This window comes from Isoptericola sp. AK164, from assembly GCF_029643425.1.
Lineage (GTDB): Bacteria > Actinomycetota > Actinomycetes > Actinomycetales > Cellulomonadaceae > Isoptericola > Isoptericola haloaureus.
In genome coordinates this window covers 1,326,313-1,346,970 of sequence record NZ_CP119106.1, presented here as the reverse complement: position 1 = coordinate 1,346,970, position 20,658 = coordinate 1,326,313, and the positions used below count along the sequence as shown (strand labels likewise).

15 protein-coding genes are annotated in these 20,658 nt (G+C 73.0%); 2 read left to right on the top strand and 13 right to left on the bottom strand.

The features are described from left to right. Nucleotides 1-3 precede the first annotated feature (3 nt). From PO879_RS06145 to ileS, 3 genes are all read right to left on the bottom strand, one after another. Nucleotides 4-984, bottom strand: coding sequence for a siderophore ABC transporter substrate-binding protein (locus PO879_RS06145; protein ID WP_278237035.1), 981 nt, complete (start codon nt 982-984; stop codon nt 4-6). Between the two features lie 168 nt (nt 985-1,152). After that, nucleotides 1,153-2,574, bottom strand: a complete 1,422-nt coding sequence (locus PO879_RS06140) for a Mur ligase family protein (RefSeq protein ID WP_278237034.1) — start codon at nt 2,572-2,574, stop codon at nt 1,153-1,155. Between the two features lie 191 nt (nt 2,575-2,765). Beyond that, nucleotides 2,766-6,089 carry an isoleucine--tRNA ligase gene (gene ileS, locus PO879_RS06135; RefSeq protein ID WP_278237467.1) on the bottom strand — a complete coding sequence of 1,108 codons (3,324 nt, stop codon included), beginning with the start codon at nt 6,087-6,089 and terminating at the stop codon, nt 2,766-2,768. 352 nt (nt 6,090-6,441) lie between these two features. Here ileS and PO879_RS06130 point away from each other — a divergent pair, with 352 nt between their 5' ends. Continuing rightward, on the top strand, nt 6,442-7,773 hold the full coding sequence (locus PO879_RS06130) for an MFS transporter (protein ID WP_278237033.1): 1,332 nt from the start codon (nt 6,442-6,444) through the stop codon (nt 7,771-7,773). Nucleotides 7,774-7,902: 129 nt separating this feature from the next. Here PO879_RS06130 and PO879_RS06125 read toward each other — a convergent pair whose 3' ends face one another. The 9 genes from PO879_RS06125 to PO879_RS06085 all read right to left on the bottom strand — a co-directional run bounded on the left by PO879_RS06125 (nt 7,903) and on the right by PO879_RS06085 (nt 17,253). Then, nucleotides 7,903-8,688: an SDR family oxidoreductase gene (locus PO879_RS06125; RefSeq protein ID WP_278237032.1), complete on the bottom strand. Its 786-nt coding sequence runs from the start codon at nt 8,686-8,688 to the stop codon at nt 7,903-7,905. A gap of 19 nt (nt 8,689-8,707) precedes the next feature. Further along, nucleotides 8,708-10,051, bottom strand: coding sequence for an aspartate aminotransferase family protein (locus PO879_RS06120; protein WP_278237031.1), 1,344 nt, complete (start codon nt 10,049-10,051; stop codon nt 8,708-8,710). 81 nt (nt 10,052-10,132) lie between these two features. Further along, entirely contained in the window at nt 10,133-11,281 is a 1,149-nt protein-coding gene (locus tag PO879_RS06115; protein ID WP_278237030.1) for an ABC transporter substrate-binding protein, read from the bottom strand. An 82-nt stretch (nt 11,282-11,363) separates the two neighbouring features. After that, complete coding sequence (locus PO879_RS06110) at nt 11,364-12,146, bottom strand: ABC transporter permease subunit (protein ID WP_278237029.1); 783 nt, start codon at nt 12,144-12,146, stop codon at nt 11,364-11,366. Further along, nucleotides 12,143-13,030, bottom strand: coding sequence for an ABC transporter ATP-binding protein (locus tag PO879_RS06105; RefSeq protein ID WP_278237028.1), 888 nt, complete (start codon nt 13,028-13,030; stop codon nt 12,143-12,145). The genes PO879_RS06110 and PO879_RS06105 overlap by 4 nt, the downstream gene beginning before the upstream one ends. Next, on the bottom strand, nt 13,027-13,887 hold the full coding sequence (locus PO879_RS06100; RefSeq protein WP_278237027.1) for an ABC transporter permease subunit: 861 nt from the start codon (nt 13,885-13,887) through the stop codon (nt 13,027-13,029). The genes PO879_RS06105 and PO879_RS06100 overlap by 4 nt, the downstream gene beginning before the upstream one ends. Next, a complete protein-coding gene (locus tag PO879_RS06095; protein WP_278237026.1) occupies nt 13,884-14,915 on the bottom strand; it encodes a TIGR03842 family LLM class F420-dependent oxidoreductase in 1,032 nt (343 codons plus the stop codon). Before PO879_RS06095 ends, PO879_RS06100 begins: the two co-directional genes overlap by 4 nt. Before the next feature lie 21 nt (nt 14,916-14,936). Continuing rightward, nucleotides 14,937-16,370, bottom strand: coding sequence for a dihydropyrimidinase (gene hydA / locus PO879_RS06090; protein ID WP_278237025.1), 1,434 nt, complete (start codon nt 16,368-16,370; stop codon nt 14,937-14,939). 34 nt (nt 16,371-16,404) lie between these two features. Beyond that, nucleotides 16,405-17,253: a nitrilase-related carbon-nitrogen hydrolase gene (locus PO879_RS06085; protein ID WP_278237024.1), complete on the bottom strand. Its 849-nt coding sequence runs from the start codon at nt 17,251-17,253 to the stop codon at nt 16,405-16,407. Nucleotides 17,254-17,441: 188 nt separating this feature from the next. Between PO879_RS06085 and PO879_RS06080 the strand changes: the two genes are divergently transcribed. Next, nucleotides 17,442-18,860, top strand: coding sequence for an aminotransferase class I/II-fold pyridoxal phosphate-dependent enzyme (locus PO879_RS06080; protein WP_278237023.1), 1,419 nt, complete (start codon nt 17,442-17,444; stop codon nt 18,858-18,860). 25 nt (nt 18,861-18,885) lie between these two features. Here the strand turns inward: PO879_RS06080 and PO879_RS06075 are convergent, their stop codons facing one another. Then, a complete protein-coding gene (locus PO879_RS06075) occupies nt 18,886-20,520 on the bottom strand; it encodes a molybdopterin-dependent oxidoreductase (protein ID WP_278237022.1) in 1,635 nt (544 codons plus the stop codon). Nucleotides 20,521-20,658 lie beyond the last annotated feature (138 nt).

The following is a 20,658-nucleotide window of genomic DNA, read 5'->3' as shown; positions in this document are numbered from 1 at the left end:
AGGTCAGGAGGCGTCCTGCAGCGCGGCGGTGACCTCGTCGGCCATCCCCGTCAGGGTGGGCACGCCACCGTTGACGATGTACCAGGCCACCGGGTCCAGGTAGACGACCTGGTCCTCGGACCAGGCGGTCGTCTCGTGCACCACGGCGTTGTCGAGCACCTGCTCGGCGTTGTCGGTGCCCTCGCCGATCGCGGCGTCCCGGTCCAGCACGAAGAGCCAGTCGGGGTCGGCCTCGAGGATGAACTCGAAGGAGACCGCCTCGCCGTGCGTCTCCGCCTCGACGTCCTCGACAGCCGGCGTGACACCGAGCGCGTCGTGCAGGTACCCGAAGCGGGACCCCGGTCCGTACGCGGTGACCTCGCCGCCCGAGGTCAGGACGATCAGGCCCGTCCCGGCGTCGGCGGCGACCTCCCGCGCGGCGGCGACGGACTCGTCGAGGTCGGCGACCAGCTCGTCGACGCCCTCCTCGGCACCGACCGCCTCGCCGAGCAGCTCGGTGTTGGCGACCACGGAGTCGTGGAAGGTCGCCCAGTCGTTGGACAGGTCGATGGTCGGGGCGATCTCCGACAGGTCCGGGTACGCGGTGGAGGAACGGCCCGCGACGATGATGAGGTCGGGCTGCTCGGCGGCGACCGTCTCGTAGTCGGGCTCGAAGATCGTGCCGATGTCGGTGACGTCGTCCCCGGCGTACTCGGAGAACACGTCGGGCAGGTTCGACTTGGCGACGCCGGCGACGTCGACGTCCAGCGCGTCGAGGACCGCCAGCGCCGCGTAGTCGAAGGTGAAGATCTTCTCCGGGACGCCGTCGAGCTCGGTGGTGCCCTGCGCGTGCTCGATGGTGAGGGTCGTGGCCCCGGCAGCGGTGTCCGCCTCGGCCGCGCCGGCCTCGGTCTCGTCGGCGTCGGCGCAGGCCGAGAGGGACAGCGCCAGGACGGCGGCGGGCGCCGCGACGACGGCCGCGCGACGCAGGGAGCGAATGCTCACGGTGGAACTCCTCGGGTGAGGGACGTGTGGGGACGGCGTGATGACGCCGGTCACAATATAGGTGAGCCTCACCTAAATAGTCCACCTTTACACAACACGAGTGTTGCGTAATCTATGTCACAGCGCGCGGCCCGGGCGCCGCCGCGGCGGCAGCCCTGTCGGCCCCGGTCAGCCGCGCCCGAGAAGGATCCGGGTGTCCGCCACCGTGACGACGGAGCCCGTGACGACGACGCCGGTGCCGTGCCCGACGCCGACCGAGTCCGCCGACTCGAGCAGGTCGGTCGCCACCTGCAGCGCCTCGTCGAGGCGCTCGGTGACCTGGACCCGGTGGTCGCCGAAGATCTCGCGGGCGATCTCCGCCACCGCGAAGGGGTCCGCCGAGCGCACCGAGGAGTTCCGCGTCAGCACCACCTGGGACAGCCCCGGCTCCAGCGCGGTGAGGAGTCCCTCGGCGTCCTTGTCGGCCATCAGGCCGACCACGCCGACCACGGTGCGCAGCGTGAACGCCTCGTCCAGCGCCGCCACCAGCGACTCCGCGCCGTGCGGGTTGTGCGCCACGTCGACCAGGACCGTCGGGCTGGAGCGGACGAGCTCCAGCCGGCCGGGGACGGCGACGTCGGCGAAGGCCGTCTCGACCGCTCCCCCGTCCAGGGCGCGACCGCCCAGGGCCTGCTCCGCCGCCGCGAGCGCCAGCAGGGCGTTGTGGGCCTGGTGCTCACCGTGCAGCGGGACGAAGATCTCGGTGTAGGTGGCCAGCGGGGTGCGCAGGCTGACCATCTGGCCGCCCACCGCGACCTGGCGCGCCACGACCTCCAGGTCGACGTCCTCGCGCAGCAGCCGGGCGCCGACCTCGAGGGCCCGCTCGACCAGGACCTCGTCGACCTCGGGGCGCTGGACGGCCGAGAACGCCGTCGCGCCGGGCTTGATGATGCCGGCCTTGATCGCCGCGATCTCGGCCGGCGTGGAGCCGAGCCACTTCTCGTGGTCGACGCTGATCGGCGTGATCACGGCGACGTCGGCGTCGACGGTGTTGGTGGTGTCCCAGGTGCCGCCCATCCCGACCTCGAGCACGGCGATGTCGACCGGGGCGTCGGCGAACGCCGCGAAGGCCAGACCCGTCAGGACCTCGAAGAAGTTCAGGCGCGACTGCCCGGCCTCGATCAGCTCGGCGTCGACGACCTGGATGTAGGGGTGGACGTCGTTCCAGATCTCGACGAAGCGCACGGGGCTGAGCGGTTCGCCGTCGACCTGGATGCGCTCGGTGACGCTGCTCAGGTGCGGCGAGGTGAACAGTCCCGAGCGCAGCCCGTGCTCGCGCACGAGCCGTTCTGCCATCCGGGCGGTCGACGACTTGCCGTTCGTGCCGGTCAGATGGATCGCCCGGAAGGTGTGCTGCGGGTCCCCGAGGAGCTCGAGCAGCCGCGCGACCCGGTCGAGGGTCGGCGAGATGTCGTGCTCCGGCGCCCGGGACACGATGTGGGCGTAGATGCGCTCCAGGTCCTCGCGCGCGGCGGCGTCCTCCGCCGCGGCGCGGGCCGCCTTGCGCTCGTCGGCCTTCTGCTTCTTGGTCTTGCCCTGCTCGTCGCTCACGCACCGAGATTACGCGACCCCGCGGCCCCCGAGGTAGGCGAGGTGCCGGCCAGGTAGGCACAGGGTCGGCGAGGTAGGCAACTTTCCCACCAGGTAGGCAACCTCCGGGCGAGGTCGGCGGTCCCGCCGTGCTACCTCGCAGAGTTCTTGCCTACCTCGCCGGAGCGTTGCCTACCTCGCCGGATGGTTGCCTACTTCGCGCGGGCGACGTCGACCGAACGCTCGCCGCCGTCGACGGCGGTCACGTCCAGGGACGTCGCCAGGGTCTCGCGCATCACCAGGTCGCGGTGCGCCTCGACGGCGGCCACGTGCTCGGCCGGCACCCCGAGCGACAGGTCGATGCGGTCGCTCACCTCGAGCCCGGCGGCCTTGCGGGCGTCCTGGACGTCGCGGACGACGTCGCGGGCGTACCCCTCGGCGCGCAGCGCGTCGTCGAGGGCCAGGTCGAGGACGACGAACCCGCCGCCGGGCAGCACGGAGGCGGCCACGTCGGCGCCGGCCTCGGAGCCGACGACGGTGGTCAGCTCGTACTCGGCAGGCAGCAGCGGCACCTCGCCGTCGTCGGTGGTCACCACGACCTCGCCGTCGACCTGGTGCCAGGCACCGGTCTTGGCCGCCTTGATGACCGCCTGCACGCCGCGCCCGAGCCGCGGACCGGCGGCCCGCGCGTTGACGGCGAGCCGCTCGGTGATCCCGAACCGCTCGGAGGCCGCGGCGTCCGCCACAACCAGGTCGACGGCCTTGACGTTGAGCTCGCCGGTCAGGAGACCGGTGTAGTCGGCCAGCGCCTCCGGGTCCGGCACGGCGACGGTGAGCCGGGCCAGCGGCTGTCGGACGCGGAGCTGGTTCGCCTTGCGCAGCGCGAGCGTGGACGAGACCACGGCGCGCACCTCGTCCATGGCGGCCACGAGCGCGTCGTCGGCGACGAGTGCGGGATGCGTGTCCGCCGTCGGCCAGTCGGCCAGGTGCACCGAGCGCTCCCCGGTCAGCCCGCGCCAGATCTCCTCGGTCACCAGCGGGGCGAGCGGTGCCATGACGCGGCACAGCACCTCGAGAGCCGTGTACAGGGTGTCGAACGCGTCCGCGTCCTCCGCCCAGAACCGGTCCCGCTGGGTGCGCACGTACCAGTTGGTGAGCACGTCGAGGTGCTCACGCACGGTCTCGCAGGCACCCGCGACGTCGAACGCGTCGAGCTGGTCGGTCACGCGGCCCACGAGGTCGTGGGTGCGGGCCAGCAGGTAGCGGTCCAGGGCGGGCAGGCCGGGCACCCGGTCGGCCGTCACGGGCTTCGCGAGGTATCCCGCCGCGGAGCTCTCGGAACCGCTCGCGCTGTTCGCGTACAGGGTGAAGAAGTAGTACGTGCTCCACAGCGGCAGCAGCACCTGACGCACGGCGTCGCGGATGCCGTCCTCGGTGACCACGAGGTTGCCGCCGCGCAGGATCGGCGAGGCCATGAGGAACCAGCGCATGGCGTCCGAGCCGTCCCGGTCGAAGACCTCGTTGACGTCCGGGTAGTTGCGCAGCGACTTGCTCATCTTGCGACCGTCCGAGCCGAGCACGATGCCGTGCGAGACGGCGGAGCGGAACGCGGGCCGGTCGAACAGGGCGGTGGCCAGGATGTGCAGCGTGTAGAACCAGCCGCGGGTCTGGCCGATGTACTCGACGATGAAGTCGCCCGGGTAGTGGTCCTCGAACCACTCCCGGTTCTCGAAGGGGTGGTGCACCTGGGCGTACGGCATCGAGCCGGAGTCGAACCAGACGTCGAGCACGTCCTCGACGCGCCGCATCGTGGACCTGCCCGTCGGGTCGTCCGGGTTCGGCCGGGTCAGGTCGTCGACGAACGGGCGGTGCAGGTCCGGCTCGCCCGCCGCGTTGCGCGGCAGGGTGCCGAAGTCGCGCTCGAGGTCGGCGAAGGAGCCGTAGACGTCGACGCGCGGGTAGGCGGGGTCGTCGGACTTCCACACCGGCACCGGGGAGCCCCAGAACCGGTTGCGGGTGATCGACCAGTCGCGGGCGTTCTCCAGCCACTTGCCGAACTGGCCGTGCTGGATGTGGTCCGGCGTCCAGGCGATCTGCTCGTTGAGCTCGAGCATCCGCTCCTTGATCTTCGTGACCTCGACGAACCAGGAGGACACGCCCATGTACATCAGCGGCTGCCGGCAGCGCCAGCAGTGCGGGTAGGCGTGGTCGTAGGACTCGCGCCGCAGCAGCACCGTCCCGGCGCTGACGGACCCGGCGTCGGCCTCCGCGCGGGTGCGGGCCTTGAGGTGGTCGATGATCGGGGCGTTGGCGTCGAACACCTGCAGGCCCGCGTACTCGGTGACGGGGGCGGTGAACGTGCCGTCGGCCTTGACGGGCATGACGCTCGCCACGCCCTCGCGGTCGCAGACGACCTTGTCGTCCTCGCCGAACGCGCCCGCGGAGTGCACCAGGCCGGTGCCGTCCGTGGTGGTGACGAAGTCCGCCTCGACGACGCGGTGCGCCCGCTCGCGCCCGGCGTAGTAGGAGAACGGCGGGGCGTAGGTGGTCTCGAGCAGGTCGCGGCCCGTCAGGCGACCCACGACGCGCGGCTCCTCCGCACCGTCGTCGGTCAGCTCGCGGGCGTAGGCGCCCACCAGTGCTTCGGCGAGCACGAACCGCTGCGGCGTCCCGGTCGGCGAGGCCTCGACGACGACGTAGTCGATGTCCGCGCCGACCATCACCAGGAGGTTCGACGGCAGGGTCCACGGCGTGGTGGTCCACACGAGCAGCTTGTCGCCGGGGCGCACGACGTCGGTGCCGCCGTCGGGCACGGACGTCACGTCCAGGCCCACGGTCACCGCGGGGTCCTGCCGGTTCTGGTAGACGTCGTCGTCCATGCGCAGCTCGTGGTTGGACAGCGGCGTCTGGTCGTTCCAGCAGTACGGCAGGACGCGGAAGTCCTCGTACACCAGGCCCTTGCGGTACAGGTCGGAGAACGCCCAGATCACCGACTCCATGTAGTCGGGGTTGAACGTCTTGTAGTCGTGGTCGAAGTCCACCCAGCGCGCCTGGCGGGTGACGTACTCGCGCCACTCGGCGGTGTACTTCAGCACCGAGGAGCGGCAGGCGTCGTTGAACGTCTCGATGCCGAGGTCGAGGATCTCGTCCTTGGTCTTGATGCCGAGCTGGCTCATCGCCTCGAGCTCGGCGGGCAGGCCGTGGGTGTCCCAGCCGAAGCGGCGCTCGACGTGCTTGCCGCGCATCGTCTGGTACCGCGGCACGACGTCCTTGACGTAGCCGGTCAGCAGGTGGCCGTAGTGCGGCAGACCGTTGGCGAACGGCGGGCCGTCGTAGAAGACGAACTCGTTCTCGCCGTTCTCGCCGGCCGGGTTCTTGGCGACCGAGGCGCGGAACGTGTCGTCGGCCTCCCAGTGGGCCAGCACCTCGCGCTCGATCTGCGGCAGCTGCGGGGACGCGGGGACGCCGGCGATGCCGAACGCCTCGCCGGGCGTGGACGCGGACGCGTCGGGGGTGCGGTGCAGCGGGTAGGCCATGGGCGGGCTCTCCTGAACGAGCGGGCGGTACGGGTCGTCGTCGTGCGTCGCTGCGAGGACGACGTCGGCTCCCCCCGGCGTCCAGGTCGGACGACGGCGGTGCCGGGCCGCGGTACCACCCCGCTTGCGGACCGTGCTCACCCGAGACCGGTCCACCGCTCGTTCCAGGCTGTGACGGGCCCACCCGTCCGGTTCTACTGGGGCCGACGAGTCGGCCCGTTCTTCCGGAGGCTCGCCGGTGATGGCCGGGTCGACGCCTGTGCGGACCATGGTAGCCCGGGCGGCGGCGGGACCGCACCGACATTCGAGGCGTACCCTGCGGGGTATCCCTGCCTGCACGTCCTGGAGGAGCATGTCCGCCGCACCGGCCCCCACCCGTCCCGTCGCCGCGGTGCAGCGGCGCACCCTGCGCGTCCTGGTGCTGGCCCAGGTGCTGTCCGGTGCCGGGCTCGCGGCGGGCATCACCGTCGGTGCCCTGCTGGTGACCGACCTGCTCGGGTCCGCGCGGTTCGCGGGCCTGCCCGCGGCGCTGTTCACCGGCGGGTCGGCGCTGGCCGCGCTGGCCGTCGGACGGCTGTCGCAGCGCCACGGGCGTCGCGCCGGGCTCGCGGCCGGCTACGTCGCCGGCGCCGTGGGCGCCTTCGTCGTCGTGGTCGCGGCGGCCGCGGAGAACGTCTGGGTCCTGATGGGCGCGTTCGCCCTGTACGGCGCCGGGACGGCCACCAACCTGCAGGCCCGCTACGCCGGGGCGGACCTCGCCGCGCCGGACCGCCGCGCCCGCGCCCTGAGCACCGTGCTCGTCGCCACCACGCTGGGTGCCGTCGCCGGCCCGAACCTCGTGGGCGTCATGGGGGACGTCGCCGCCGGCTGGGGCCTGCCGGCGCTCACCGGCCCGTTCATCCTCGGCGGGGCGGCCTACGCGGCGGCCGGGATCGTGCTCTGGGTCGCGCTGCGGCCCGACCCGCTGCAGCTGGCCCGCCAGCGGGACGAGGCCGCGGTCGAGAGCGCGACGGTGCCCGCGGCGGAGAAGGCCGTGGACGCGACCGCGGACCACGCGGACGACGACGGCGGAACCGCCGACTCGACGGCACCGGACGTCGTCGAGGAGGACGCCGGGGACCCCGGGGCGGTGCGCCGCGCGGTGCTGGTCGCCGGGACGGTCATGGTCCTCACGCAGGCCGTCATGGTCGCGATCATGACGATGACACCGGTGCACATGGCCGACCACGGCCACGCGGTGTCCACGGCGGGGTTCGTCATCGCCGTGCACGTGGGGATGATGTACCTGCCCTCGCCGCTGTCGGGCTGGCTGACCGACCGGTTCGGGCCGCTGCGGGTGGCGGTCGCCGCCGCGGTGACGCTGCTGGCCTCGGGGCTCGTCGCGGGTCTCGTGCCGTCGTCGTCGGTGGTCGGGCTCGCCGTGGGCCTGGGTCTGCTGGGGCTGGGCTGGAGCCTCGGGCTGGTCTCCGGCACCGCGATGCTCACGTCGTCGCTGCCCCTGGCGACCCGGGCCCGGACCCAGGGCGCCGTCGACCTGGCCCTCGCCCTGGCGGGTGCGGCCGGCGGGCTCGGGTCCGGGTTCGTCGTGGCGTCCACCAGCTTCGCGACGCTCTCGCTCGGCGGCGGGCTGCTGGCCCTGGCCGTCCTGCCCGTGGTGGCGGTGACCGCCCGGTCCCGCACCTGAGCTCGGCCCCCCCCTGCACGCGAGATACCGGTCCGTCGCCGAGATACCGGCCGGTCGACGTTCCAGGACGCGACGCAGCGGTACCTCGGCGACCGGTCGGTATCTCGGCGGAGAACGGAGACCGCCCGGTCAGACTCCCGTGCGCGCGATCTTCTGGTTGTGCGCCTGGGCGCGCGGTCGGATGACCATCAGGTCGGTGTTGACGTGCGCGGGCCGGGTCAGGGCCCAGGTGACCGCGTCGGCGATGTCGTCCGCGACCAGCGGCTGGTAGCCCTCGTAGACCGCGGCCGCCCGTTCGGCGTCGCCGTCGAACCGCACCAGGGAGAACTCCTCGGTCGCGACGTTGCCGGGCGCGATCTCCATGACGCGGATCGGCTCACCCGCGATCTCCCAGCGCAGCGTCGTGGTCAGCATCCGCTCGGCGTGCTTGACGCCGGTGTACCCGGCACCGCCCTCGTAGGCGCCGTGCGCGGCGGTGGAAGTCACGACCACGACGTCCGCGCCGCCGTCGGACCCCTGCGCCCGCGCCGACGCGCGCAGCAGCGGCAGCACCGCCTGCGTGACGCGCAGCGTGCCGAGCACGTTGAGCTCGTACATCTGCCGCCAGCCGTCCAGGTCGCCGTCCTCGACACGGTCCAGGCCGAGCGCACCGCCGGCGTTGTTCACCACGGCGTCCAGCCCGCCGGTCGCCTCCAGGTGCGTGGCCAGCGCGGCCACGGCCGCCTCGTCGGTCACGTCCAGCGGGTAGGCCTCGGCCCCGGTCTCGGCGGCCAGGGCCTCCAGGCGGTCCGCGCGACGGGCGGACGCGACGACCTGCCAGCCCTCGGCGCGCAGGCGGCGGACGACGGCGGCGCCGATGCCGGAGGACGCCCCGGTGACCAGGGCGCGGCGGGCGGGCGTGGGGGTGGTGCTCATCGGTGGTGCTCCTCGGGGTTCAGGCGGACGGTCGGTCGGCGGCGACGTCGCGCAGGACGCCGGCGAGGATCGCCAGGCCCTCGCGCGCCTCGTCGTCGGTGACGACGCACGGCGGCACGACGTGGACGCGGTTCTCGGCCACGAAGGGCAGCAAACCACGTTCGAGGCAGAGTGTCTTGATCCGGGCCATGTCGGCGGCCGGCAGCGGCTCGCGCGAGGCCCGGTCCGCGACGAGCTCGACCGCCCAGAACACCCCGGTGCCGCGCACCTCCCCGACGAGCGGGTTCTCGGCCGCGAGTGCCGCCAGGCCGGGGCCGAGCACCTCGCGCCCGACCCAGGCGGCGTTCTCGACCACCCCCTCGGCCTCCATGGCGTCCAGGGCGGCCACGATCGCGGCCATCGCCAGCGGGTGGCCCGAGTAGGTCAGCCCACCCGGGAAGACCCGCTCGTCGAAGGTCGCGGCGACGTCGGCGCTGACGAGGACGCCGCCGGCGGGCACGTACCCGGAGTTGACCCCCTTGGCGAAGGTGACCAGGTCGGGCACGACGCCGTGGTCGTCGAAGGCGAACCAGGTCCCGGTGCGGCCGAACCCGGCCATCACCTCGTCGAGGATCAGCAGGACGCCGTACCGGTCGCAGATCTCGCGGACCCCGGCGAGGTAGCCGGGCGGCGGCACGAGCACGCCCGCCGTGCCGGGGACCGTCTCGAGCAGGATCGCGGCGACCGACGCGGACCCCTCGCACTGCACCACCCGTTCGAGGTGGTGCAGGGCGCGCTGGCACTCCTCGGCCTCCGACGTCGCCCAGAACTCCGAGCGGTAGGCGTAGGGCCCGAAGGCGTGCACGTGGCCGCGGGCGTACTCGTTGGGCACGCGCCGCCAGTCCCCCGTGGCGACGACGGCGGCCCCGGTGTTGCCGTGGTACGAGCGGTAGGTGGAGACCACCTTGTCGCGGCCGGTGTGCAGGCGGGCCATGCGCACGGCGTTCTCGTTGGCGTCGGCGCCGCCGTTGGTGAAGAAGACCTTGGCGAAGCCCTCCGGGGCGCGGGCCAGGATGCGCTCGGCGGCCCGGCCGCGGGCCAGGTTCGCGATGGCGGGCGAGATCGTGGTCAGGGTGCGGGCCTGCTCGGCGATGGCGGCCACGACCGCCGGGTGCTGGTGGCCGATGTTGGTGTTGACGAGCTGGCTGGAGAAGTCCAGCCAGGTGGTCCCGGCGTGGTCCCAGACCCGGCAGCCGGCCCCGCCGGCGACGACGAAGGACGGCAGGTGCGCCTGGGCGGACCAGGAGTGCAGCACGTGCCGGTGGTCGGCCTCGACGACGGCGGCGTCGAGCGCCGCGCCGGTCAGCGGTTCGGTGGCGGTCATGGGACGTCCTTCCGGGACACGGTGGGCAGGGCCGGGCGTGGCGCCGCCGGGGACTGCGGCGCCACGCCCGGAGGGCGGGTGTTACGCGCCGCCCTCGGTGAGGGTGACCTCGATCGGGGCGAAGTCCTCGCCCATGACGTCGACGCCCTCCTCGGTGAGCTCGGCCAGGGCCTCCTCGACGTACTCGTTGGAGTAGGCCGTCTCCGGCGGCTCGGTGGTGATGATCGTCGAACCGGTCTCGTTCTGGGTGTTCATCGCGATGTCGACGGTCTGGTCCCACTGGTCGGCGTTGATGGTGCCGACGCCCGAGGTGGACGGCCAGATGAGCTTGTTGGTCTCGTTGGTCTGCCAGAGCTGGTGGCTCGTGCCGAGCGTGGACCCGGCGGCGGTGACGATGTCGGCCGCCGCCTCGGCGTCGTCGCGGGCGTACACCCAGCCCTTGAGGGACGCCTTGATGAAGTCGACGGTGGTCTCGGCGTAGGCCTCGTCGTCGGCCAGGCGGGTGGCGTCGGCCCAGATGGCGTCCTGCAGCATCGCCGTGCCGACCTCGTTCCAGTCGATGACCGTCAGGTCCTCGGGCTGGTAGAGCTCACCGGTGTCGGGGTTCACGGTCTCCAGCACCTGGGCGTACTCGTTGTACGTCATCGCCTGGGCGGCATCGATGTCTCCGGCGAGGAACCCGTTCATGTCGAACGCCTGCTGGACCAGGGTGATGTCCTCGCTGGTGTCGAGCCCGGCCTGCTGCATGCCGGCGAACAGCTCCCACTCGTTGCCGTAGCCCCAGGAACCGACGTTCTTGCCCGCGAGATCCTCGGGGCCCTCGATCCCGGAGTCGGCCATGGCGACCTGCAGGGTGCCGGAGCGCTCGAACACCTGCGCGACGTTGGTCACCTCGGTGCCCTGCTCGATCGACCCGAGCACCTTCGGCACCCAGGAGATGGCGTAGTCGGCCTCGCCGGCGGCGAGCACGTCGATGGGGACGGTGTCGGTCCCGGCCTCCTGGATCGTGACGTCCAGTCCCTCCTCCTCGTAGAAGCCCTGGTCGACGGCGGCGTAGTAGCCGGCGAACTGGGCCTGGGCGACCCACTGGAGCTGGAGCGTGACCGGGGTCAGCTCCTCGCCGTCGGCGGACCCGGTGGGTTCGGTCTCGCCGCCGCAGGCGGACAGCACGAGCGCTGTGCTCGCGACGACGGCCCCCGTCCGGACGACGGTGCGTGCTGTGTGCTTCATCGTGCGTTTCCTCTCGAGTGCTGGGACGTGCTGGACGGTGCTGCTCGGTGCTGCTCGGTACGACAGGTGGTCGGCGTCCGGGTCAGCGCTGGGAGCGGCGGTGCAGGACCGCCCGCTCCAGCCCGGAGCTGCCGCAGAAGAACAGGAGCCCGACGACGACGGCTCCCACGACGTAGGCCCACGCGAGCGGGTAGTTGCTGGACGACACGGCCGAGGTGATCGCCTTGCCGAGCCCGTCCACCGGCCCGCCGAAGTACTCGGCGACCAGGGCGGAGATCACGGCCAGCGAGGTGGCGACCCGCAGGCCGCTGAAGAAGAACGGCAGCGCGCCGGGCAGGGTGACGGTGAGCGTCGCCTGCCGGCGCGTCGCGGCGTAGGCGCGCAGCAGGTCGCGGTGCACCGGGGCCACGGTGCGCAGGCCCCGCAGGGTGTTGACGTACACCGGGACGAAGGACACGATCGCGGCCACGGCGACCCGGGCGGTCTGCGTGCTCGCCCCGAACATCGTGTAGAGCACCGGGGCGAGGGCGACGATCGGCACGACGGCCGCGGCGGCGGCCAGGGGCGCCGACATCTCGTCGATCGTGCGCACGGCGGCCGAGACCGCGGCCGCGACCAGCGCGACGACCACGCCGATCACCAGTCCCCACCAGGCGTTGAGGGCCGTGGAGAGCGCGGCGGTGGCGATGATGCCGGCGTTGCCGGTGAGCTCGGCGCCGATGCTGGTCGGGCTGGGGACGACGAACGGTCGCAGCTCGAGCACGACGACGGCGGTCTCCCACAGCGCCAGGGCGAGCAGCCCGAGCAGGACGGGGGCGAGGACGACCTCGGCGCGGCGCCAGGTGGTCGTCGCTGATCGGGTCATCGCCGGTCCACCCCCCGCGGTGTGGTGCCGTCGGCGCCGTGCAGCGCCTCGCGCACGGCCCGCACCCGGTCGAAGAAGGCGTCGTCCTCGCGGACGTCGTCGCTGCGGTCGCGGGCCTCGCCGAGGCCGACCGGCACGACCTCGCGCACCTGACCGGGACGGGCGGACATCACGACCACGCGGTCCGAGAGGTAGACCGCTTCCGGGATGGAGTGGGTGACGAACACGACGGCGGCCCCGGTCTCGGCACGCAGCCGCAGCAGCTCGGTCTGGACGTGCTCGCGGGTCATCTCGTCCAGCGCGCCGAAGGGCTCGTCCATCAGCAGCAGGCTGGGCCGCTCGGCGAGCGCCCGGGCGATGGCGACGCGCTGCTGCATCCCGCCGGAGAGCTGGTGCGGCAGGTGCTCGGCGAAGTCGGCCAACCCGACCATCTCCAGCAGCTCGGTGGCCCGGGCGCGGCGCGCGCCGCGTCCGGTGCCGTGCAGCTGCAGCGGCAGCTCGACGTTGGTGCGCACGCTGCGCCACGGCAGCAGCCCGGCCTGCTGGAAGGCGATGCCGAAGTCGTGGTTCTGCCGGGCCACCCGGGGCGGCCGGCCGAAGACGGACAGCTCGCCGGCGGTGGGCTCGTCGAGGTCGGCGATCAGCCGCAGCAGCGTGGACTTGCCGCAACCCGACGGGCCGATGAGCGAGACGAACTCCCCGGCGCGGACGGTGAGGTCGACGTCGGACAGCGCGACGACCTCGCCGGACCGCGAGGAGAAGCGCCGGGTGACGCCGCGGACCTCGACGGCGGCCGCGGCGTGCGGGTCGGGGGCGGTCCCGGCCGGGGTGCCGGCCGTGCCGGCCGACGTCGCGGTGGCGCGGGTGGGCGCGGACGAGTTCATGAGACCTCCGAGACGCGGTAGCGGGCCAGGCCGCGGGCGATCAGGGCGCACACGCCCGCGGCGACGAGGCCGACGAGGACGGCGCCGAAGATCGGCGACCACTGCTTGGCGGGGTCGGCGCTGGCGCTGGCGCCGAACTCGACGATCATCCGGCCGATCCCGCCGCGCAGGCCGATGGAGACCTCCGCGACGACGGTGCCGATGACCGCGTTCGCCGCCGCCAGGCGCAGGGCGGGGATCAGGTGGGGCACCGCGGCCGGCAGGCGCAGGCTGCGGTAGGTGCGCCACCACCCGACGCCGTAGGAACGCATGAGGTCCAGGTGCACGGCGTCCGGGGAGGACAGCCCGCGCAGCGCGCCGATCGAGACGGGGAAGAACGCCAGGTAGGACGCGATCACGGCGACCGACATCCAGTCCTGCCAGTCGAAGGTGCCGACCTCGAGCTGGCTGCCCCACCGGCGCACCAGCGGCGCGAGGGCGATGAGCGGCACCGTCTGGGACAGCACCACCCATGGCAGCAGCGCGGACTCGGCGGTGCGGAAGCGCTGCATGAGGGTGGCGGTGCCCAGCCCGACGACGACGCCCACGACCCAGCCGACGGCGGCCACCCCGAGGGTGAACGCGGCGGCGACCAGCACGGCGACCCACAGCGGCAGGGCGTCGGTGGCGGAGTTCACCGGCTCGAACGCCCGGGCCGCCATGTCCCACAGGTGCGGCATGGCGATGTCGTTCGTGCGGGGCAGGACGGTGAGCTCGCCCACCACGACGCCGTCGTCGGGCGCCACCAGCTTGTATCCCTCCCACAGCAGCGCCAGCGCGCCGACGCCGGCGGCGCCCAGGAGCACCTGGCGTCTCATGCGCTCGCCACCACCGGCTCGCGCATGGCCGGGATGACGCGCTCGCCGTAGGTGCGCAGCGTGTCGTCCTTGTTGTCGTGCTGCAGGTAGAGGGCGAACTGGTCGACGCCGAGCTCGCGCAGCGCCTGGAGCTTCTCGACGTGCTCGTGCGGGGAGCCGAGCAGGCAGAACCGTTCGACGATCTCGTCGGGGACGAACGCGGTGTGCGAGTTCCCGGCGCGGCCGTGCTCGTTGTAGTCGTAGCCCTCGCGGTCGCGGATGTAGTCGGTCAGCGCCTGCGGGATCGCCGAGTCCGTGCCGTAGCGCCGCACGATGTCCGCGACGTGGTTGCCGACCATGCCGCCGAACCACCGGCACTGCTCGCGCATGTGCGCCCGGGCGGCCGGCGAGGACCCGTCACCCGTGTAGCCGGGGGCGGCGACGCAGAACGTCACGTCGTCGGGGTCCCGCCCGGCGGCCTCGGCGGAGTCCCGGACGGCCTTGATCATCCACGCGGCGATGTCCGGGTCGGCAAGCTGCAGGATGAACCCGTCGCCCACCTCGCCGGTCAGGGCGAGCGCCTTGGGCCCGTACGCGGCGACCCAGAGGTCCAGCTCGGAGCCGTGGCTCCACGGGAAGCGGACGGTCCGCTCCCCCACCTCGGCCTCGCGGGAGTTGCCGAGCTCGCGGATGACGTGGACGGCGTCGCGCAGGGTCGCCAGGTTCGAGGGCCGACCGTTGAGGGTGCGCACCGCCGAGTCGCCGCGACCGATGCCGCAGACGGTGCGGTTGCCGTACATGTCGTTGAGCGTGGCGAACAGCGAGGCCAGGACCGTCCAGTCGCGCGTGGCCGGGTTGGTGACCATCGGCCCCACGGTGATCTTGCGGGTGGCGGCGAGCATCGCCGAGTAGATGACGAACGGCTCCTGCCACAGCAGGTGGGAGTCGAAGGTCCACGCGTAGTCGAAGCCGTGGTTCTCGGCCTGGCGCGTGAGCTCGACGACGCGGGAGGCGGGCGGGTCGGTCTGCAGGACGACACCGAAGTCCATGGGGTGCTCCTTCTCCCTCGCTCAGACGAGGTACTGGGACAGGTCGCGCTTGACGTACTTGCCGTGCCCGACGCGGCCGACGAACTCGTCGTCGGCGACCAGGACCTGCCCGCGCGAGATCACCGTGTCGACGTGGCCGTCGATCTCGAAGCCCTCCCAGGGCGAGTAGTCGAGGTTCGAGTGGTGCGTCTTGCCCAGGCCGATGGAGGTGTGGCCGGCCGGGTCGTAGACCACGACGTCGGCGTCGGCGCCCGGGGCGAGCACGCCCTTGCGTCCGTACATGCCGAACATCCGCGCCGGGGTGACCGAGGTGATCTCCACCCAGCGCTCCAGCGAGATCTGACCGGTGACCACGCCCTGGTACATCAGGTCCATACGGTGCTCGACCGACCCGATGCCGTTGGGGATCTTGGAGAAGTCGCCGCGCCCGAGCTCCTTCTGGTCGGCCATGCAGAACGGGCAGTGGTCGGTGGAGACGAGCTGCAGGTCGTTGGTGCGCAGGGCCTGCCACATGTGGTGCTGGTGGCCCTCGTGCTTCGAGCGCAGCGGGGTGGAGCACACCCACTTGGCGCCCTCGAAGTCGCCCCACTGCTCGCTCACGGCGCCGAGCTGCTCCTCCAGGGACAGGTAGAGGTACTGCGGGCACGTCTCGCCGAACACGTTCTGGCCCTTGTCGCGGGCCAGGGCGATCTGCTCGACGGCCTGCTTGGCCGAGACGTGCACGACGTACAGCGGGGCACCGGTGAGGTCGGCGAGCATGATGGCCCGGCTCGTGGCCTCGGCCTCGGCCTGCCACGGGCGGGTGGTGCCGTGGAAGAACGGGGACGTGTTGCCGGCGGCGAGCGCCTGCTGCACGAGGACGTCGATGACGGCGCCGTTCTCGGCGTGCATCATCATCATGGCGCCGTTGTCGGCGGCCTTCTGCATGGCCCGCAGGATCTGGCCGTCGTCGGAGAGGAACACGCCCCTGTAGGCCATGAACAGCTTGAAGCTGGTCACGCCCTCGTCGATGAGCTCGTCCATCGCGGCCAGCGACGAGTCCTGCACGTCGGACAGGATCTGGTGGAAGCCGTAGTCGACGGCGCAGTTCCCGGCGGCCTTGTCGTGCCACAGGGCGTACTGGTCGAGGACGTTCTGGTCGGGGTACTGGACCACGAAGTCGACGATCGTCGTCGTCCCGCCCCAGGCGGCCGCCGTCGTGCCGGTGGTGAAGGTGTCGGCGGCGAACGTGCCGCCGAACGGCATCTCCATGTGGGTGTGGGCGTCGATCCCGCCGGGCACGACGTACTTGCCCGTGGCGTCCACGACCTTGTCGACGGAGGCCGCGAGGTCGACGCCGAACAGGGTGGATCCGGGTTCCAGCAGGGCGACGATCTGCTCGCCGTCGATGAGCACGTCGGCCCGCGAGCGGCCGCTGGCGTTGACGACGGTGCCGCCGGTGATGAGGGTCTTCAAGGGGTCCTCCTGTCGTGGGCGCGTGCGGGGCGGGTCACGGGGCGACGATCGGGCCGTAGGCGTCCGGCCGGCGGTCGCGGAAGAACTGCCAGCGCCGGCGGACCTCACGGATCTGGCCGAGGTCGAGGTCGCGGATCACGAGCTCGTCGTCGCTGTCGCTGGCGACGTCGCCCACGTAGTTGCCGTCGGGGCCGACGGCGTACGAGCTGCCGTAGAACTGGACCGCCTCGTCGCCGTACTCGTTGTCCTCCAGGCCGACGCGGTTGTTCGCGACGATGAAGTAGCCGTTGGCGGCCGCCGCGGCGGGCTGCTCGATCTCCCACAGCCGGTTGGAGACGCCGGGGGCGGTGGCGTTCGGGTTGAACACGATCTCGGCGCCGTTCAGGGCCAGCACGCGCCAGCCCTCGGGGAAGTGCCGGTCGTAGCAGATGTTGACGCCGATCTTGCCCACGCTCGTGTCGAAGACGGGGTAGCCGAGGTTGCCGGGGCGGAAGTAGAACTTCTCCCAGAACTTCGGCAGGTGCGGGATGTGGTGCTTGCGGTACTTGCCGAGGTAGGTGCCGTCGGCGTCGATGACGGCCGCGGTGTTGTACAGCACGCCCGGCTGCTCCTCCTCGTAGACGGGGAGCACCATGACGACGCCGAGCTCCTTGGCCAGCGCGGCGAAGCGGTCGACGGTCGGGCCGGGGACGGACTCGGCGTAGTCGTAGTACTCGGTGTCCTGGGTGATGCCGAAGTAGGGGCCGTAGAACAGCTCCTGGAAGGCGACGACCTGCGCGCCCTGCTCGGCGGCCTCGCGCGTCCAGCGCTCGTGCAGCGCGATCATCGACTCCTTGTCGCCGGCCCAGCGGGCCTGGGTGAATGCGACGCGTACCACGCTCATGGAGGACCTCCCGAGGTCTGGCTGGCGATGCGGCCCGCCGGGATGCCGGCTGCCCATCGGACGAATGAATGTGACTCTGGGGCTTGAACATTTCTGTGGCGTCACCGACCGTTTTCGGTACCGGGTCGACTCGGGCCGGCGGTGTAAACACTCCGAGTCGGACACTTCGGTCACCGCAGGAGGAGCGCATGCCTCAGGATCAGCAGCCCGAGCACGACCTCGACGCCGCACGGCTCGCCGCACGGGTCACCGACCCCAGCCCCCGCGGCATCGCCGCCACGCTGTCCCGGGTGGTGCGCTCCGGCGAGCTCCGGCCCGGCGACCGCCTGCCGACCGTGCGCGACCTCGCCGCGGCCCTCGGCGTCAGCCCGGCCACGGTCAGCGGCGCGTTCCAGGCGCTGTCCGCCGTCGGGCTCGTCACGTCCCGGGGCCGTGCCGGGACCGTCGTGCTGCCCGAGCCGCGCGGCTGGCTGCCCCCGCGGTACCGGTCGATGGCCGACGGTGGTCCGCGGTCCGGGGCCCCGTCCGCCGCGCGGGGCGACGCCCGCCGCCTCGACCTGTCCGGCGGGACGCCCGACCCGGCCCTGCTCCCCCGCCTGGGCGCCGCGCTGCGCCGCGCCGCCGCCGACGACCCGGCCGCCGACACCGGCAGCTACCTCGACGCGCCCCTGCTGCCGGAGCTCGAGACGCTGCAGCGCGAGACCTGGCCGTTCCTGCCGCAGCGCGTCACCGTCGTCGACGGCGCCCTGGACGCCATCGAGCGCACGCTGGAGCAGGTGGCGGGGTTCGGCGACCGCGTCGCCGTCGAGGACCCCGGGTTCCCGCCCGTGTTCGACGTCCTGGACCAGCTCGGCCTGGAGCGGGTGCCGCTCGCGCTCGACGGCCACGGCGTGCGCCCGGAGTCCCTGGCGCAGGCCCTGCGGCGCCGAGTGCGCGCCGTCGTGCTCCAGCCGCGCGCGCAGAACCCGACCGGACGCAGCCTGACCTCGACGCGGGCCCGCGAGCTCGCGCGACTGCTGCGCGCGCACGGCCCCGACGTCGTCGTCCTCGAGGACGACCACTCGGGCCTCATCGCCTCGGCCCGGGACGTCAGCCTCGGGTCCTACCTGCCCGACCGCGTGGTGCACGTGCGCTCGTACTCCAAGTCGCACGGCCCCGACCTGCGCATCGCGACCGTCGGCGGACCGGCCACGGTGCTCGACCCGCTGGTGGCCCGGCGCATGCTCGGGCCCGGCTGGACCAGCCGCCTGCTGCAACGCGTCCTGGCCGACCTGCTCACCGACTCCGAGGCCATCGCGGCCGTCGAGCACGCCCGCCGGATGTACTTCGCCCGCCAGCGCGGGTTCGTCGCCGCCCTGGAGCGGCACGGCGTGGTGGCACAGGCCGGCGACGGGGTGAACCTGTGGCTGGCGGTGGCCGACGAGGACACCGCGCTCGTCCGCCTGGAGGCCGCGGGGATCCGGGCCGCCCCCGGGTCACCGTTCCACGCCGGCCGGGAGGGCTCGGCGGCCGACGGCGGCCCGCACGTGCGGCTCACCGTCGGGATGGTGCGCGACGACGTCGAGGAGGTGGCCGCAGCCGTCGCCCTGGCCGTCGGGGGCGCGTGAGCGCCGGCGGCGGCCGACCGTGGCATCAGCCGACGAAGAGGCCGAACGAGTGGTGGCCGGTCGCGCCGTCCGGTGCCGGTGGCGCCTCCTCCTCGGTCTGCACCTGCCCGTCGGTGTCGGTCGCGCGGACGAGGACGGTGTGGTCGCCCGCGGTGGCGTCCCAGACGTACCGCCACTGGCGCCACGTGTCCGGGCCGACGGTGTCGGCGAGCTCGGCGGGCATCCAGTCGCCGTCGTCCACGCGCACCTCGACTCCGGCGATACCAGTGTGCTGGGCCCACGCGACCCCGGCGAGCGTGACGGGGCCCGGCTCGAGCGGGGTGCCGGGGCGCGGCACGTCGATGCGCGAGTGCAGCTTGACCGGCCCTCGCGCCGACCAGCCGCGCGGGGTCCAGTAGCCCTCGTCGTCGGCAAAGCGGGTGACCTTCAGCTCGGTGACCCACTTGGTCGCCGAGACGTAGCCGTACAGTCCCGGCACGACGAGGCGCGCCGGGAAACCGTGCTCCTCGGGCAGGGGCTCGCCGTTCATGCCGATCGCGAGCAGGGCCTCCCGGTCGGGGTCGGTCAGCGCCTCCAAGGGTGTCCCCGCCGTCCAGCCGTCGACGGAGGAGGACAGCACCATGTCGGCGTCGGCCTGCGGGCCGGCGCGGGCCAGGAGCTCGCGGACCGGGTAGCCGAGCCACAGCGCGTTGTCGATGAGGTCGCCGCCGACCTGGTTGGACACGCAGCACAACGTCACGTGGTGCTCGGTCATCGGCAGGTCGAGCAGCTCGTCCCAGGAGATCTCGAACGGCTCGTCCACGAGACCGGTGACCCGCAGCGACCAGGTCGCCGGGTCGACCTTCGGCACCCGCAGGGCGGTGTCGATGCGGTAGAAGTCCGGGTTCGGCGTGACGTAGGGCGTGAGCCCCTCGACGCCCAGGTCGGCGCCGGACGGCACGGCGGGCGCGGGGGTCGCCGCGCCCGGCAGACGGATGGCCTCGCGGACCACCTCGACCGCTCGGCTGCCGGCGGCCAGGGTGCGCGAGGCGGCCAGGGCCAGGACACCGCCGACGGCGGTCGCACCGGCCCAGACCAGGAAGGTGCGGCGCGAGGCGCCGGTCTCGGCCGCCGTGTCGGTCGGGGTGCCGGTCGGGGTGCCGGCCGGGGTGCCGGCGTCGGCCTCTCCGGCCGGCGCGGGGCCCGTCCCGCCGGCGGCGACCGGCGCGGCGGCCGCGGTGGCGGGCGCCGGCACGCGCGCGACGAGCAGCCGCAGCAGCACCACGGCCGCCCCCACACCGACGACCGCCGGGACGGCCCACAGCGGCGTGGCCTCGGGGCGGGTCGCGGCGACGAACGCCATGACGACACCCACGGCACCGAGCAGGACCCGGCCGGTGGGGGGCCGGCGCAGCTCCAGCCACCCGGACAGCGCCGCGCCCACGGCCAGCACGACGCCCATCGTGGACAGCAGCACGAGCTTGTCCGCGGTGCCGAACCACTCGACCGCGAAGTCCTTGAGCCACGGCGGGACGGAGTCGACCACGACCCCGCCCAGACCGAGCACGGGCGAGGACGCCGGGTCGACCCAGGCGGCGACCAGCTCGGCCAGCGCCAGCCCCGCGCCGGCGGCGACGACGCCGGCCGGGGCGGCCCACCAGCCGTTTCCTCGGATGCTCATGCCCTCCACCCTGCCACCGCGAGCGCCGTGCGCCGCGCCGGATCCGCCGTCGGACGCGGACCGTCATCACCCCGTAATCCCCGACCCGTTGTGGGCATGAAATCTGCAGCCTGGGCCCCGTCCGAGTTGCAGATTTCA